Origin of the sequence: Hydrogenophaga sp. BPS33 (assembly GCF_009859475.1) — a bacterium.
Classification (GTDB): Bacteria; Pseudomonadota; Gammaproteobacteria; order Burkholderiales; family Burkholderiaceae_C; genus Hydrogenophaga.
The window spans coordinates 5,265,498-5,281,086 of record NZ_CP044549.1 but is presented as its reverse complement, the minus strand read 5'-3'; the positions used below and the strand labels follow the sequence as shown (position 1 = coordinate 5,281,086).

General features: G+C 65.5%; 14 protein-coding genes. 8 read left to right on the top strand and 6 right to left on the bottom strand.

Annotated features, from left to right (window positions below; all coding sequences use genetic code 11):
- Window positions 1–39: 39 nt before the first annotated feature.
- The 3 genes from F9K07_RS24335 to F9K07_RS24325 are packed head-to-tail and all read right to left on the bottom strand — an operon-like array spanning window position 40 to window position 2,817.
- Window positions 40–1,029 carry a Bug family tripartite tricarboxylate transporter substrate binding protein gene (locus F9K07_RS24335; protein ID WP_159595863.1) on the bottom strand — a complete coding sequence of 330 codons (990 nt, stop codon included), beginning with the start codon at window positions 1,027–1,029 and terminating at the stop codon, window positions 40–42.
- Window positions 1,030–1,033: 4 nt separating this feature from the next.
- On the bottom strand, window positions 1,034–1,765 hold the full coding sequence (locus F9K07_RS24330; RefSeq protein ID WP_159595862.1) for a hypothetical protein: 732 nt from the start codon (window positions 1,763–1,765) through the stop codon (window positions 1,034–1,036).
- Window positions 1,762–2,817 carry a zinc-dependent alcohol dehydrogenase gene (locus tag F9K07_RS24325; RefSeq protein ID WP_159595861.1) on the bottom strand — a complete coding sequence of 352 codons (1,056 nt, stop codon included), beginning with the start codon at window positions 2,815–2,817 and terminating at the stop codon, window positions 1,762–1,764. Before F9K07_RS24325 ends, F9K07_RS24330 begins: the two co-directional genes overlap by 4 nt.
- Before the next feature lie 97 nt (window positions 2,818–2,914).
- Here F9K07_RS24325 and F9K07_RS24320 point away from each other — a divergent pair, with 97 nt between their 5' ends.
- The 8 genes from F9K07_RS24320 (at window position 2,915) to F9K07_RS24285 (ending at window position 10,101) form a co-directional block, all read left to right on the top strand.
- The gene (locus tag F9K07_RS24320) at window positions 2,915–3,847 is read left to right on the top strand and encodes a LysR substrate-binding domain-containing protein (RefSeq protein ID WP_159595860.1); all 933 of its coding nucleotides are present in this window, start codon (window positions 2,915–2,917) and stop codon (window positions 3,845–3,847) included.
- A gap of 64 nt (window positions 3,848–3,911) precedes the next feature.
- Window positions 3,912–4,520, top strand: coding sequence for a hypothetical protein (locus F9K07_RS24315; RefSeq protein ID WP_159595859.1), 609 nt, complete (start codon window positions 3,912–3,914; stop codon window positions 4,518–4,520).
- Window positions 4,517–5,044, top strand: coding sequence for a TlpA family protein disulfide reductase (locus tag F9K07_RS24310; protein ID WP_159595858.1), 528 nt, complete (start codon window positions 4,517–4,519; stop codon window positions 5,042–5,044). Before F9K07_RS24315 ends, F9K07_RS24310 begins: the two co-directional genes overlap by 4 nt.
- Before the next feature lie 240 nt (window positions 5,045–5,284).
- Window positions 5,285–5,740: an acetyl-CoA carboxylase biotin carboxyl carrier protein gene (accB, locus tag F9K07_RS24305; RefSeq protein ID WP_159595857.1), complete on the top strand. Its 456-nt coding sequence runs from the start codon at window positions 5,285–5,287 to the stop codon at window positions 5,738–5,740.
- 19 nt (window positions 5,741–5,759) lie between these two features.
- Complete coding sequence (gene accC, locus F9K07_RS24300) at window positions 5,760–7,109, top strand: acetyl-CoA carboxylase biotin carboxylase subunit (RefSeq protein ID WP_159595856.1); 1,350 nt, start codon at window positions 5,760–5,762, stop codon at window positions 7,107–7,109.
- On the top strand, window positions 7,099–8,028 hold the full coding sequence (gene prmA / locus F9K07_RS24295) for a 50S ribosomal protein L11 methyltransferase (protein ID WP_236581484.1): 930 nt from the start codon (window positions 7,099–7,101) through the stop codon (window positions 8,026–8,028). The genes accC and prmA overlap by 11 nt, the downstream gene beginning before the upstream one ends.
- A 36-nt stretch (window positions 8,029–8,064) precedes the next feature.
- A complete protein-coding gene (locus F9K07_RS24290; protein ID WP_159597086.1) occupies window positions 8,065–9,192 on the top strand; it encodes a DUF3426 domain-containing protein in 1,128 nt (375 codons plus the stop codon).
- Window positions 9,193–9,207: 15 nt separating this feature from the next.
- Window positions 9,208–10,101 (top strand): carbohydrate kinase family protein, encoded by an 894-nt coding sequence (locus F9K07_RS24285; protein WP_159595854.1) that lies wholly within the window; start codon window positions 9,208–9,210, stop codon window positions 10,099–10,101.
- A gap of 54 nt (window positions 10,102–10,155) precedes the next feature.
- Here F9K07_RS24285 and F9K07_RS24280 read toward each other — a convergent pair whose 3' ends face one another.
- The 3 genes from F9K07_RS24280 to F9K07_RS24270 all read right to left on the bottom strand — a co-directional run bounded on the left by F9K07_RS24280 (window position 10,156) and on the right by F9K07_RS24270 (window position 15,180).
- Window positions 10,156–10,707, bottom strand: a complete 552-nt coding sequence (locus tag F9K07_RS24280; protein WP_159595853.1) for a histone H1-like DNA-binding protein — start codon at window positions 10,705–10,707, stop codon at window positions 10,156–10,158.
- A 237-nt stretch (window positions 10,708–10,944) separates the two neighbouring features.
- The gene (locus F9K07_RS24275) at window positions 10,945–12,141 is read right to left on the bottom strand and encodes a ribonucleotide-diphosphate reductase subunit beta (RefSeq protein WP_159595852.1); all 1,197 of its coding nucleotides are present in this window, start codon (window positions 12,139–12,141) and stop codon (window positions 10,945–10,947) included.
- Window positions 12,142–12,282: 141 nt separating this feature from the next.
- Entirely contained in the window at window positions 12,283–15,180 is a 2,898-nt protein-coding gene (locus F9K07_RS24270) for a ribonucleoside-diphosphate reductase subunit alpha (protein ID WP_159595851.1), read from the bottom strand.
- Window positions 15,181–15,589: the final 409 nt, after the last annotated feature.

The following is a 15,589-nucleotide window of genomic DNA, read 5'->3' as shown; positions in this document are numbered from 1 at the left end:
GGGCCGTCACAGCCCATTCGGCTGTGACGGCCCACCTCTTCAGTCGATCCGGATCTTGTTGCGCACGATGATGTCGCGGTACAGCGCGGTGTCGCTGGCGATGCGCGCCTTCAGGCTCTTCGCGCTGGGGTCGTCCACGCGCCAGCCTTGCACCAGCAGCTTCTGTTGCATGTCGCGCGAGAGCAGGATCTTGCCGAGTTCGGCGCTCAGGCGTGCCTGGTGGGCGGCGGGCATGGTGGCAGGTGCCACCACCGCGTTCCACACCTCGATGTTGAGTCCCTTCACGCCGATGTCTTCCATCGACGGCAGCGTGGGCGCCAAGGGGGTGCGCTTGGCCGAGGTCACGGCGATCGCGTCGAGCTTGCCGGCCTGCACCAGTGGCGAGACGGTGGACGCGGGCAGCAGCGTCATCTGGATGTGTCCCCCCACGATGCCGTTGAGGATGGCCGGCCCGCCATTGAAGGGCACGTGCAGCGGGTTGATGCCCAGCGCCTGCTTGAGCAGTTCCATGCCGAGGTGGCCGCCGGAGCCCGGGCCGACCGAACCGTAGGTCTGTTTGTCGCCGTCGGCACGCAGCTGTGCGATATAGGCCGCCGGTGTGCGCTCGGTGGGCGACTTGGCCGTGACCCAGACCAGTGGCGCGGCGCCGATGAGCGCGATGGGCGCGAAGTCGGTGCTCGGGTCGTAGGGCAGTTTGGCGTAGAGGAACTTCGAGCTGGTCAGCGGACCGTTGCCGATGACCCCGATGGTGTGGCCATCGGTGGCCTTGGCGATCATGTCCGCGCCGATGTTGCTGCTCGCGCCCGGGCGGTTTTCGACCACCACGGGCTGGCCCAGAGCCTGGGACAGCGGTTCGGCGAGCAGGCGCGCCTGCACATCGGGCGACGAACCTGCGGGGTAGCCCACGACCATGCGGAGGGGCCGGTTGGGCCAGGCGTCGGCGGCCACGGCGGACGCGCAGAAAGTGGTCGCCGCAAGGGCGAGTGCGGTGGTGGCCAGGGCGAACTGGCGGCGGGTGGTGGGATTCATGTTGTCATCCTCTGGTGTAGTGGTGGAAAAGGGTGGTGTGGGGTGCCAAACGTTCGGTCGATGGTTCCAGCACCGAGGGATTGCGCACGGTGGATTGCAATTCGAAGGACTGCGGTGTGCCCAGGCCGGTGGCCATGGGTTGGAGGAACGCGGTCAGTGCGGCGCTGGTGGCCTCCAGTGCCCGCGCATCGAAATGCTGGAGCAGGGCGCAGTGCTCCACGCCTTCGCCGCCCACGCCGTCCTCGGCGATGTTCGGCTTCCAGTAGGCCTCGGTGGGCGGCGCCCAGCCCCATGCGGCATGCACGAGCCGGCCGTGCAGCACCTGCTCGGCCAGCCAGCCGTTCAAGCGCGCAGCCAGATCGGTGGCATTCGAACGCCAGCGCAGGGTGGCCAGCCGCGGGGCGCGGCTCAGGCCGTGCTGGCCGGCTCGCACGCAGGGCAGGCGGTAGAAGTTGCTCAAGGTGGCGCGCATGCGCGCCGACCAGGGCGTGGGGTGCGTGAAGACGTCGCGGTACAGCGGCGTGTCGAGCGCCTTCAACGCGTCGAGTTGGTAGAGCGTGAAGTAGCCGCGGGCCGGATCGGTGCCGCGGTAGCGCTCGGCCTCGATGAAGCCCGGCAAGGCCGTGCGTTCGGGCACGTGCTCGAAGGTGTGCCAGTGCTCGTACTCGGCGCGGTCGTCTTCGCGGGCGATGCCGTTCCACAGCGCCAGAAAAGCGGGTTGCGTGGACCCGTTCAAGCCGAGGCCTCTTCGATGACGTCCGGCACGACCATGACTTTGGTGGCGGTCTTGTTGCGCGCCAGTTCGAAGCCCTCGAGGGCGCGCGACAGCGGCACGGTGTGGGTGACCATGTGGGCCAACAGGGACTGGTGCTCCTCCATGAACGCCACGACCTGGGGCCAGGCCGCCTCGGGCGCCCGGTAGGAGCCCCGGATCTCCTGGTGTTTGCGCACCAGGGCGGTCAGGTCGATCGCCACCGGCGCGGCATGGATGCCGGTGATCACCAGCACGCCGCGCGGCTTGAGCGCCTGCATGGCTGGCCCGATGACGGCCGCGACGCCCGTGGCCTCGATCACCACGTCGAAGGGGCGGGAACTGGCCACCTTGGCCAGCGCCTCGGCCATGGGCTGTTCGGCGAAATCCAGCAGTTGGTCGAAGCCGAGCTGGCGCAATATCTGCAGACGGGGCGCATCGCCATGCCCGGCCACGACCACTTCGGCCGCGCCGGCCGCGCGGGCGAACAACGCGATGCCCTGGCCGATGTTGCCCGGGCCCAGTACCAGCACCTTGTCGCCCGCCGTCACGCCGGCGGCGCGCACCGCTTCCCAACTGACCGACAGGGGTTCGGCCAGGGCCGCAATCTTCGGCTCCAGGCCCTGGGGCACCGGAACGCAATTGCGCACCGGCACGCGCACGAAGTCGGCAAACGCACCATCGCGCGAGACGCCAATGCCTTTGCGGGTGACGCAGTCGTCGGCCCGGCCCTCGGTGCACGCGGCGCACACGCCGCACACCACCGACGGTCTGACGGTGACCCGCTGCCCCACGGCCAAGCCGTGGACGTCCTGTCCGAGCGCGGCCACCACACCGGCGAATTCGTGGCCGATGGTCACGGGCAAGGCCGAGCCCATGAAGTGGTAGCTCGGCGTCCACTTGTCGATGTGCAGGTCGGTGCCGCACACCCCCGTGGCCTGGACCTGGACCAAGACCTCGCCCGGGCCGGGCATGGGCGTGGGCGCGTCCTGCAATTCCAGGCCGCGGTCGGGACGAACTTTTCTCAAGGTTTTCATGGGCGTCGATGTCAGCAGAGGCCTGCAGTCTCGGCGCGCGCTTGATATACGTCAAATACTCATTTAGTCTCCCACCCATACCTGATATGTATGTTCCATGGAACTTCGACACCTGCGCTATTTCGTCACCGTGGCCGAGCTGGGCAGCATCAGCCGCGCGGCCGCCAAGCTCTACATCGCCCAACCGCCCTTGTCGGCCCAGATCCGGCAGCTGGAAGAAGAGGTGGGCGCAGCCCTGCTCGTGCGTTGGTCGCGCGGCGTGCGGCTGACGCCTGCCGGCAGTTCTTTTCTGGACGATGCGCGCGCCATCCTCGCCCGCGCCGAACAGGCCACGCAACGGGCGCGCGAATTCCAGTCGGGCGAGCGCAGCACCTTGCGCGTCGGTCTGGTGCCATCGGCCACGCAATCCTTGCTGCCGGGTTTGCTGCGGCGCTTCGTGGCATCGAACCTGTCGGTTCAGATCGAGGCCCAGGAGCGCGTGCCATCGGCCCGGCAGCTGCAGGCCTTGCGCAATGCCGAGCTCGATCTCGGTTTTGTCCGGCCCGCCAGTGTGGTGGGGCAGAGCGAGTGGGTCTGCGCCATCGACGATCCCTACTGGGTCGCGCTGCCCCATGGCCATGCGCTGGCCCGCAGCACGAAGCCGATCGCCGTGAAGGCGCTGGAACACGCGGTGTTCGTCGCGTTCTCGCGCTACGCCGAGAGCGACTTCTTCGACCAGACCGCCTCGCTGTGCGAGGGCGCGGGCTTCAAGCCCGATGTGCGGCACACCGCCACCCAATTCATGAGCGTGCTGGCCATGGTCAGCAGCGGACTGGGCGTGGCCATCGTTCCAGCCTCCTGCGCCATTCTGGCGCAACCGGGGGTGGCGATGCGCCGGCTCACGGGCATCGCGCGCAAGAGCCAGTTGGTGCTCATCGCCAACCAGGCGCTGCGCGAAGATGCCTGGGGCCGTTCGGTACTCCAGATTGCGGAACAGGAACTGCGGGCCTTGGAGGTGTCGGTGCGCGCGGCCTCGGTGGCCGCGCGTTGAGCCCGCACCCGCGGATGGGCGTGGTGGGGCAAGGGTTGGACGTCAGCGGGCACAATCCCTCCCCATGGACGCGAGCCGAGACGACATCCCCCATCAAATTGCCGCAGTGGCCGCCCGTCTGGTGGTCGACGAAGGCCTGGAATACGCCGCTGCCAAGCGCCGCGCGGTCAAGCAGCTGGGCTTGCCGGCCCGCACCGCTTTGCCGGACAACATGCTGCTGGACGCGGCGGTGCGCGAAGACATCGCCGTGTTCTGCCCCGATACCCAGGCCGCCGAGTTGCAGACCCTGCGCGAACTGGCCTTGGTCTGGATGGACCGGCTGCAGGCGTTTCGCCCTCACTTGGGCGGGGCCGTCTGGCATGGCATGGCCACGCGGCACAGCGATATCTATCTGCAACTCTTCTGCGACGATCCCAAGGCGCCCGAGTGGGCGCTGCTCGACCACCGCGTGGAATACCACCCCGGCACCGTCAACGGCTGGCGTGGCGAGCCCGTGCAAGCGCTGACGCTGCGCGTGCGCTGCGAGGCGCTGGGGCAATGGGTGCTGGTGCATCTGATGGTGCACGACCTGGACGATCTGCGTGGCGCGCTCAAGCCCGACGCCCAAGGCCGCAAACCCCGGGGCGATGCCGCCGCGTTGCGCCGCTTGATGGCCGGGGAGGTCTCGGCATGAAGCTGCAACGCAGAACCCTCTGGATGGCGGGCATGGCCGTGGTGGCGGGTGGCGCCGGGGCCTTGTTCTCGGCGCGGCGCCTGCAGTTGCAGCCGGTGATGAGCGAGGCCGAGGTCGCGTTCTGGGCCACCGCGTTCGAAGGCCCGAATGGCGGGGCCGTGCGCCTCGCCGATTTCCGCGACCGTCCTTTGCTGGTCAACTTCTGGGCCACCTGGTGCCCGCCCTGTGTGGAAGAGTTGCCCATGCTCAACGCGTTCCATGAGGCCCACAAGGCGCGCGGTTGGCAGGTGCTCGGCCTGGCGGTGGACCAGCCCAGCGCGGTGCGCTCTTTCATGCAGAAGCTGCCTTTGAACTTCCCGGTGGGCATGGCGGGCTTCGCGGGCACCGATCTCAGCCGCAGCCTGGGCAACCCCAGCGGGGCATTGCCGTTCAGCGTGGTGTTCGGCGGCGATGGCACCTTGCTGCACCGCAAGATCGGCAAAGTGTCGCAAGAGGATCTGGCGCAGTGGGCGACTTTGGCGTGATGCCATTGGCGCCTTTCGTCAAGCCACCGGAAAACGCTGGCAAAAAAGAGTAAATTCCCCGTTCTCTCAAAAACGACCCCGTCACGGTCTCGCGCATGACGACCACGTGACTCGGTTCCTGGTGCCTCGGTGACCCGACCCGATCGTGTACACTGCGGCACCCCGGCGGGTTGACGTCGCTGCATTTCGACGAAGTTGGATGCTTTTAGATCAACTTGACCGCATTTCGTTGGAGAAATCATGGATCTAAGAAAACTAAAGACGCTGATCGACCTGGTGTCCGAGTCGAACGTGTCCGAGCTTGAAATCACCGAAGCCGAGGGCAAGGTGCGCATTGTCAAGAGCGCGCCCGTGATGGCCGCCGCGCCCGTGACCTACAGCATGACCCCGGCGCCCGTGGCGGCTCCGGCGGCGGCTGTGGTGGAAGCCGCCCCTGCGGCAGCGGCCCCCGCTGCGCCCACCGGCCACACGGTGAAGTCGCCCATGGTGGGCACCTTCTACCGCGCGTCCAGCCCCGGCGCCAAGCCTTTCGTGGAAGTGGGCGACACCATCAAGGAAGGCGAAACCATCTGCATCGTCGAGGCGATGAAGATCCTCAATGAAATCGAAGCCGACAAGTCCGGCACCGTGACGCAGGTGCTGGTCGAGAACGGCCAGGCGGTCGAGTACGGCCAGCCCATGTTCGTGATCGAATAAAGAAAAAGGCCCCGAGCCCATGTTCAAGAAAATCCTGATCGCCAACCGGGGAGAGATCGCGCTGCGTGTTCAGCGCGCTTGCCGGGAAATGGGCATCAAGGCGGTGATGGTGTATTCCGAGGCCGATCGCGACGCCAAGTATGTGCGCTTGGCCGACGAAGCCGTCTGCATCGGCCCGGCGCCGAGCGGCCAAAGCTACCTCAACATGCCGGCCATCATCTCGGCCGCAGAGGTGACCGATGCCGAGGCCATCCACCCGGGCTACGGCTTCCTCTCCGAAAACGCCGACTTCGCCGAGCGCGTTGAAAAGAGCGGCTTCACCTTCATCGGCCCCACGCCGGATTCGATCCGCATGATGGGCGACAAGGTGTCGGCCAAGCAGGCGATGATCCGCGCGGGCGTGCCCTGCGTGCCGGGTTCCGAGGGCGCGTTGCCCGACGACCCGGTGGTGATCAAGCGCACCGCCAAGGCCGTCGGCTACCCCGTGATCATCAAGGCCGCCGGCGGCGGCGGTGGGCGAGGCATGCGCGTGGTGCACACCGAGGCAGCGCTGCTGCACGCGGTGCAGACCACCAAGGCGGAAGCCGGCGCGGCCTTCGGCAATCCCGAGGTGTACATGGAGAAGTTTCTCCAGAACCCGCGCCACATCGAGATCCAGATCCTGGCCGACCAGCACCGCAACGCGGTGTACCTGGGCGAGCGCGACTGTTCCATGCAGCGCCGCCACCAGAAGGTGATCGAAGAAGCCCCGGCACCGGGCATTCCACGCCGCCTGATCGAGAAGATCGGCGAGCGCTGCGCCAGCGCCTGCAAGAAGATCGGCTACCGCGGTGCCGGCACCTTCGAATTCCTGTTCGAGAACGGCGAGTTCTACTTCATTGAAATGAACACGCGCGTGCAGGTGGAGCACCCGGTGACGGAAGCCATCACCGGCATCGACATCGTGCGCACCCAGATCGCGGTGGCCGCGGGCGAAAAGCTGCCGTTCACGCAGCGCCAGATCCAGCTGCGCGGGCATGCGATCGAGTGCCGCGTCAACGCCGAACACGCCTACAAGTTCACCCCATCGCCGGGTCGCATCACCACCTGGCACATGCCGGGCGGGCCGGGCGTGCGCGTGGATTCGCACGTGTATGCCAACTACTTCGTGCCGCCGAACTACGACTCGATGATCGGCAAGATCATCGTGCACGGCGACACGCGCGAGCAGGCACTGGCGCGCATGCGCACGGCGTTGGCCGAGGCGGTCATTGAAGGCATTCAGACCAATGTGCCGCTGCACCGCGAGCTGATGGTGGATGCGAGCTTCGTGGCCGGCGGTACCAACATCCACTACCTCGAAGAATGGCTGTCGCAACGTGAGCGCTGAAGCCTTCCAACTGACCCAGCCCCCGGCTGGGTCTCTTTTTGAGTTGGTGCTGCTGGCGCCCGAGGCGGCGGTGGACGACATCGGCGATGCGCTGGTGGCCTTGGATGCGCTCAGCGTGTCGGTGGAAGACGCCGACGCCATGACCGATGCCGAAACGGCGCTGTTCGGCGAACCCGGCATGCCGCCACCGAAAGAAGGCTGGCAACGCTCCCGCGTCGTGGCCCTGTTCCCCACCGATGCGGCCGCGCGCGAAGCGGCGCATCTGCTGGAGGCGCAAGATTTTTTTGAAGGCTGCGTGGTGCAGGGCGTGCGCGCCGTGCCGGACCAGGACTGGGTGCGCCTGACGCAGTCGCAGTTCGAGCCGGTCGAGATCACGCCGAGTTTCTGGATCGTGCCGACCTGGCACGAGCCCCCCGCGGCCGCGCAACAGGTGATCCGCCTCGATCCCGGGCTGGCCTTTGGCACCGGCACTCACCCCACCACCCGCATGTGTCTGCGCTGGACGGCGCGCCATGCCCCCGTGGGGCCGCGTGTGCTGGACTACGGTTGCGGATCCGGCATCCTGGCCATTGGCGCGGCCAAGTTCGGTGCGAGCGACATCGTGGCGGTGGACATCGATCCGGCGGCCGTGGAATCGACCCGGCTCAACGCCGAGGCCAACCACGCGGCGCTGTCCGCAGGCTTGCCCGACCTGGCCCGCGGCGAACACGATCTGGTGCTGGCCAACATCCTGGCCACGCCGCTGAAGGTGCTCGCGCCCTTGCTGTGTTCGCACGTGCGCCCGGGCGGCCAACTGGTGTTGGCCGGCATCCTGGCGCGCCAGGCCGATGAGCTGAAGGAGGCCTACGCACCGTGGGTGGCCCTGCAGGTCAGCGACGAGGAAGACGGCTGGATCCTGATGACCGCCGTCAAGCCCTGAGAAAGTGCCCCACGCAACGCCCGCGATAATCGGCGCATGAGTTTCACCACGCGTTGCCCGGCTTGCGGAACGATGTTCAAGGTCGTTGCCGACCAATTGAAGATCTCCGAAGGTTGGGTGCGTTGCGGTCATTGCGCGGATGTGTTCGACGCCACAGCGTATTTGCAGCCGTGGACCGCACCCGAAGCCGATGGCACCGAGCCCGAGCCATGGGCGGAGGTGGTGGCCGAACCCGCGCCTGAGCCTGAACGTGTTTCCCAGCCCGATGTGCCGCATGTCGACCCGATCGATGCCGGGCCGGGTGAGCCAAGCCCAGACCCGGAGGGCGCGTGCGAAGAAGATGCGCCCGCGCCCCTGCCCGCGCCCGCGCAGGCAGTGCCTCGTGCCGAGCCCGATGACGAAGTCGAATCGGATTTTCATGGTGAGCTGGAACGCTTTGCGGTGGGTCTGGGCCGCCTGAGCGCGGCGCAGAGCGTTGGCCGCCACGGCGACACCGATGCAGCGTTCGCAGAACCCACGCCATCGGCGGGCGCCGCGGTCATGCCCGCAGCGCCCATGCCGCGCGAGCTGGACCCGGAGCCCGAGCCGGAAAAGAACGCGGACCTTGCCGATGCGACGGACCACGGGCAGAGCCCGGCTGCGCCCGAACCCGGATTTGTGCGCCAGGCGCGCCGCCAGGCTTTTTGGCGCAGGCCCGGCGTGCGGATTGCGCTGTCGCTGGTGGCGCTGGTGCTGGTGGCGCTGCTGGCGGCGCAGTGGGCCGTGCGGGAGCGCGACCGGCTCGCGGCATGGCAGCCGCAATGGCAACCCGTGCTGCAGCAGGCTTGCATCCATCTGGGTTGCACATTGGCGCCCGTGCGCCAGATCGATGCGATCGTCATCGACAGCACCTCGCTGGTGAACCGGCTCGGCAATTTCTACGCATTCGATCTTGTGCTCAAGAACACCGCGTCGCTGGCGTTGGCCATGCCCGCGCTTGAACTCAGCATCACGGATGTGGGCGGGAATGTGATCTCGCGCCGCGTTTTCCTGCCCGACGAGTGGCCCGATGCGCCGGCCGTGTTGCCGGCCAACGGATCCATTACGGTTCAATTTCGATTGGCGCTCGCGGTGGGCGAATCCACGCCCATGGCCGGCTACAACGCCCTGGTTTTTTATCCCTGACGACGGAAACTCTTCATGCCTATTCTTGTTTGTGGTTCGCTGGCCTTTGACACCATCATGACCTTCGAGGGTCGATTCGCCGAGCAAATCCTGCCCAGCCAATTGCATATCCTCAATGTGTCGTTTCTCGTACCGGGATTGCGCCGCGAATACGGCGGATGCGCGGGCAACATCGTTTATGGTTTGCGCCAACTCGGCGCGCAAGCGGTACCGCTGGCCATGCTGGGCAACGAGGATGGCCAGGAATACCTCGATCGCATGCGCGCGCTGGGAGTGGATGTCGGCCACGTGTCGACCACGGCCGAGAGCTACACCGCGCAGGCCATGATCATGACCGACCGCGACAACAACCAGATCACCGCGTTCCACCCGGGCGCGATGTCGCTGGCGCACCAGAACCCGGTGCCTTCGCGCAAGGACATCGCCGTGGCCATCATCTCGCCCGATGGCCGTGATGCCATGCTCACGCACGCGCGCCAGCTGCACGACGCCGGCGTGCCCTTCGTGTTCGATCCGGGCCAAGGCCTGCCCATGTTCAACGGCGAAGAACTGCGCCAGTTCATCGCGCTGGCCAGCTGGGTCACGCTCAACGACTACGAAGCTCAGATGCTGTGCGAGCGCACCGGGCTCACGCTGGACGAGATCGCCGCGCAGGTGCGCGGGCTCATCGTCACGCTGGGGGCGCAAGGTTGTGATGTGTGGGACGGTTCGGCGAAGAAGGAACACGTCGCCGGTGTCGCGGCCGCCGAGATCGTGGACCCGACCGGTTGTGGCGACGCCTTCCGCGCTGCGCTGTTGCATGGCCTGGAGCAGGGTTGGCCACTGCGCCGTTGCGCCGAACTCGGCAACCGCATCGGCGCGACCAAGATCGCCAGCCGTGGTGGCCAGAACTACACGTTCGCGCCCTGAAATAAAAAAGCCCGGCGCTTTCGCGCCGGGCTGCAGGTCATCTCAACGGGGAGATCAGGGCTTGGCGGACGTCGGGAACGGCCAAGCAGCCTGAGGGTTGAGCTTCGTCTGCGCTGCAGGTGCCGCTGGGGCTGCCGGCTTCTTGGCCGGCTCAGCTTTTTTTGCTGGGGCTGCCTTCTTCGCAGGAGCCGCCTTCTTCGCAGGAGCCGCCTTCTTCGCAGGAGCTGCCTTCTTGGCAGGCGCCTTTTTCGCAGCGGCCTTCTTCGCAGGCGCCTTCTTGACGGCAGCCTTCTTCGCAGGAGCCTTCTTGACGGCGGCCTTCTTCGCAGGCGCCTTCTTGGCAGCAACCTTCTTCGCAGGCGCCTTCTTGGCGGCTACCTTCTTGACGGCGACCTTTTTGGCAGGAGCCTTCTTCGCAGCAGCCTTCTTGGCCGGAGCCTTCTTCGCCGCTACTTTCTTGACGGCGACCTTCTTAGCAGGCGCTGCCTTCTTCTTGGCCGGAGCGGCCTTCTTCGCAGGTGCTGCTTTCTTAGCTGCAGCTTTTTTGGCCGGAGCGGCCTTCTTCGCAGCGGCCTTCTTGGCCGGGGCTTTTTTCGCAGTTGCCATTGTTTTCTCCTTGATCAAGTTGCAAAGAGCACTTCAACCAGCCTTGTCGCCGGCGAAGTGATTCAACGCTCTGGGGTCCTGTGGATGCATCCACGGTAGGCCCCAATGCGCTGAATTCGGTGACAAGACCCCATCAGCAGCGTCGTCGCGCCGTTGTGCATGAGGTCTTGATTGAACGGAACACATGTTGTTGTGTGAGGGTCGATGAGAGGGCAATGCGGCTCCGGCTGCAGTGGCTCAGTCCCAGGAAAGGGCGCCGCCGGTCTGGTATTCGATCACGCGGGTTTCGAAGAAATTGCGTTCCTTCTTGAGGTCGATCATCTCGCTCATCCAGGGGAACGGATTCTCTTCGTTCGGGAACAGGGGCTCCAGGCCGATCTGCGTGGCGCGGCGGTTGGCGATGTAGCGCAGATAGCCCTTGAACATCGAGGCGTTCATGCCGAGCACGCCGCGCGGCATGGTGTCTTCGGCGTAGCGGTATTCGAGTTCGACCGCCTTGAGGAACAGCTCCTTGATCTCGGCCTTGAATTCGCTCGTCCACAGCAGCGGGTTCTCCATCTTGATCGCGTTGATCAGATCGATCCCGAAGTTGCAGTGCATGGATTCGTCGCGCAGGATGTACTGGTATTGCTCGGCGGCACCGGTCATCTTGTTCTGGCGACCCAAGGCCAGGATCTGCGTGAAGCCGACGTAGAAGAACAGGCCTTCCATGAGGCAGGCGAACACGATCAGGCTCTTGAGCAGGCGTTGATCGGTTTCGGGTGTGCCGGTGTGGAAGTTCGGGTCCATGATCGCTTCGATGAAGGGGATCAGGAACTCGTCCTTGTCGCGGATCGACTGGACTTCGTTGTACGCGTTGAAGATCTCGGACTCGTCCAGGCCCAACGACTCGACGATGTACTGGTAGGCGTGCGTGTGGATCGCTTCTTCAAAGGCCTGGCGCAGCAGGAACTGGCGGCACTCGGGCGCGGTGATGTGGCGGTAGGTGCCCAGCACGATGTTGTTCGCGGCCAGCGAGTCGGCGGTGACGAAGAAGCCGAGGTTGCGCTTGACGATGCGGCGTTCGTCTTCGGTCAGGCCGTTCGGGTCTTTCCAGAGCGCGATGTCGCGGCTCATGTTCACTTCCTGCGGCATCCAGTGGTTGGCGCAGGTGGCGAGGTATTTTTCCCAGGCCCACTTGTACTTGAACGGCACCAGCTGGTTGACGTCGGTCTGGCCGTTGATGATGCGCTTGTCGGCCGCGTTGACGCGACGCGCCGGTGTCGCGGCGGCGTTTGAAGAGGTCGCGTTAGGGATCGAAGCGAGAGAGGGTGCGGGTGCGGTGCGCCCATCGAACGATGGGGACAGTGAGGCTTGCACACCCGACGCGCCGGAGGGCTGTGGGCTGTTCGCTGGCTTCGATGAAGGGATGCTGTGATCGTCCCAGGTCAACATAGAGGTTTCCAATGTTCGGATTATGAAAGTGTGCGCATGAATTGCAAAGTGATCAGACGCGATATGCACGTTTTGTGTTGCGGTGTTGCATCGAATTGCATTCGATGAACCCCACAACACGCATTCGCAACGCCGATCAAATCACTGACACGCTTCACAACCCTGGTCATCGATGGCGGTGAATTTCACGTCGGTGGCAGGTCCTGTTTCGATTTGCGCGGCGGTCGCGACGGGTTCGCTTTGTATGGCGACGGCATTGAGCTGGCCGGTGCGACCGGTGGACTTCTCTGCCTGCGTGGCCGAGGTGGTGCGCAGGTAATACGTGGTCTTGAGACCACGCAGCCACGCGAGCTTGTAGGTGTCGTCGAGCTTCTTCCCCGATGCTCCGGCCATGTAGATGTTGAGGCTCTGTGCCTGATCGATCCACTTCTGGCGGCGCGCGGCGGCCTCCACCAGCCACAGCGGTTCCACTTCGAACGCGGTGGCATACAGCGCCTTCACGTCTTGTGGCACGCGGTCGATCGGGCGCAGCGAACCATCGAAGTGCTTGAGGTCCATGACCATCACGTCGTCCCACAGGCCCAGGCGCTTGAGGTCCTTCACCAGGTAGCCGTTGATGACGGTGAACTCACCGGACAGGTTGGACTTCACCGAGAGGTTGCCGAAGCAGGGCTCGATGGAAGCGTCCACGCCGACGATGTTGGAGATGGTGGCGGTGGGCGCGATGGCGATGCAGTTGGAGTTGCGCATGCCGTCGGCGGCGATCTTCTTGCGCAGCGCTTCCCAGTCCAGGGTGCTGGAGCGGTCCACGTCCACATAACCGCCGCGCTCGCGCGCCAGCAGGTCCAGCGTGTCGGAGGGCAGCACTCCCTGGTCCCACAGCGAGCCGCGGTAGCTGGTGTAGCGGCCGCGCTCACGGGCCAGTTCGGTCGACGCCCAGTAGGCGTAGTAGCAGATGGCTTCCATCGAACGATCGGCGAATTCCACCGCTTCGTTGGAGGCGTAGGGAATGCGCAGTTCGTACAGCGCGTCCTGGAAGCCCATGAGGCCCAGGCCCACCGGGCGGTGGCGCATGTTGGAATCGCGCGCCTTCTTCACCGCGTAGTAGTTGATGTCGATCACGTTGTCGAGCATGCGCATGGCGGTCTTGATGGTCGCCTGCAGCTTCTCGTGGTCGAGCATCTTGGTGCCGTCGTCGCCGCGCTTGACGTGGTTGAGCAGGTTGACCGAGCCCAGGTTGCACACCGCGGTTTCGGTGTCGCTGGTGTTGAGCGTGATCTCGGTGCACAGGTTGGAGCTGTGGACCACGCCGACGTGTTGCTGCGGGCTGCGCACGTTGCAGGCGTCCTTGAAGGTGATCCAGGGATGGCCGGTTTCGAACAGCATCGACAGCATCTTGCGCCACAGATCGGTGGCGGGTACCTTGCGGTACGGTTTGATTTCGCCACGCGCGGCCTTTTCTTCGTAGGCCACGTAGGCCTTCTCGAAGTCGGCGCCGAACAGGTCGTGCAGGTCGGGCACGCTGTTGGGCGAGAACAGGCTCCACTCGCCCTTTTCCATCACGCGCTTCATGAACAGATCGGGGATCCAGTTCGCGGTGTTCATGTCGTGCGTGCGGCGGCGGTCGTCGCCGGTGTTCTTGCGCAGTTCCAGGAACTCCTCGATGTCCAGGTGCCAGGTTTCCAGGTAGGTGCAGACTGCGCCCTTGCGCTTGCCGCCCTGGTTCACGGCCACGGCGGTGTCGTTGACCACCTTGAGGAAGGGCACGACGCCTTGCGATTCGCCGTTGGTGCCCTTGATGTGGGATCCCAGGGCGCGCACGCGCGTCCAGTCGTTGCCCAGGCCACCCGCGAATTTGGAGAGCAGCGCGTTTTCCTTGATGGACTCGTAGATGCCGTCGAGGTCGTCGGGCACCGTGGTCAGGTAGCAGCTGGAGAGTTGCGAGCGCAGCGTGCCGGCGTTGAACAGCGTGGGCGTGGACGACATGAAGTCGAACTTGGAGAGCACTTCATAGAACTCGATGGCGCGGGCTTCGCGGTCGACTTCGCCCAGCGACAGGCCCATGGCCACGCGCATGAAGAAGGATTGCGGCAGTTCGATGCGCGTCTTGCGCACGTGCAGGAAGTAGCGGTCGTACAGGGTCTGCAGGCCGAGGTAGTCGAACTGCAGGTCGCGCTCGGGCTTGAGCGCGGCGCCCAGGCGGGCCAGGTCGAACTGCAGGAGCTTCTCGTCGAGCAGGTCGTTGTCCACGCCCTTCTTGATGAATTGCGGGAAGGTTTCGGCGTAGCGCGCGCCCATCTCGGCGGACGGCACTTCCTCGCCCATCACTTCCTTGATGATGGTGTGCAGCAGCAGGCGTGCCGTGGCGTAGGTGTAGTCGGGGTCTTTTTCGATCAGCGTGCGCGCGGCCAGGATGGAGGCTTTGTAGACCTCTTCCATGGGCACGCCGTCGTACAGGTTGCGCTTGGTCTCGGCCACGACCGGGTCGGCCTTGACGTCCTTGCCCAGGCCGCTGCAGGCATTGGCGATCAGGTCTTGCAGGCGTTGCAGGTCGAGCGGCACGCGCTGGCCACCGTCGATCACGTGCAGGGCGGGTTCGGACGCCTGGGCGACTTCGGCGTGGTGGGCGCGTTCCTGGGTGCGGCGCTCGCGGTAGAGCACATAGGCGCGGGCCACTTCATGGTGGCCGCTGCGCATCAGGCCGAGTTCGACCTGGTCCTGCACGTCTTCAATATGGAAGGTGCCACCGCCGGGGCGCGAACGCATCAGGGCGCGCGCCACGTTCTGCGTCAAGGCGTCCACGGTTTCGCGCACGCTGGCCGAGGCCGCGCCCTGGGTGCCGTGCACCGCGAGGAAGGCCTTCATCAGGGCGACGGCGATCTTGCCCGGCTCGAAGGGCACGACGGCGCCGTTGCGGCGGATGATCTGGTAGTTCGAGAAAACCGAGCTGCTCGCGCTCAGCGCAGCCGCCGCGGGTGAACCTGCGAGGGGCTTGGGCGAAACGGGGGACGGGTTGGTGTTGGTGGAAGCGGTCAGCATGGTCCTCTTTCGTTTGTTGTATGGCCCGCCGGGCATGGTCCGCCAGCGGTGCAGGTGAATGGGGTGTCGGCCATGGCCAGGTGCTCAGACACCGCGGACGCCTCCGGCGCGAGGGGTCGGGGGCGTGGTGCTGGCAAGGGCAGAATCCGGAACCCAGGCGCACACTATATCTGGTGTGCAAGCTGTCTTCAAGACACTAGGGGTAGTGTTTTGGGATTTGTTCCGTGGCTGGATGGCAGACCATTTTCGCCAAGCAAAAAATAGCCTGCTTCCAGTGTGACTGCCGTATGGGCGCACGGCGGGGTAGTCGGCGAATTTCCTACATCTGTGCAGGGAAACCCAGCGTGGCTGGGCGCTGCAGCGCGATATGCCGGCGATGACCGCGCCGCTGCGGGCGCGGTGCAGACGG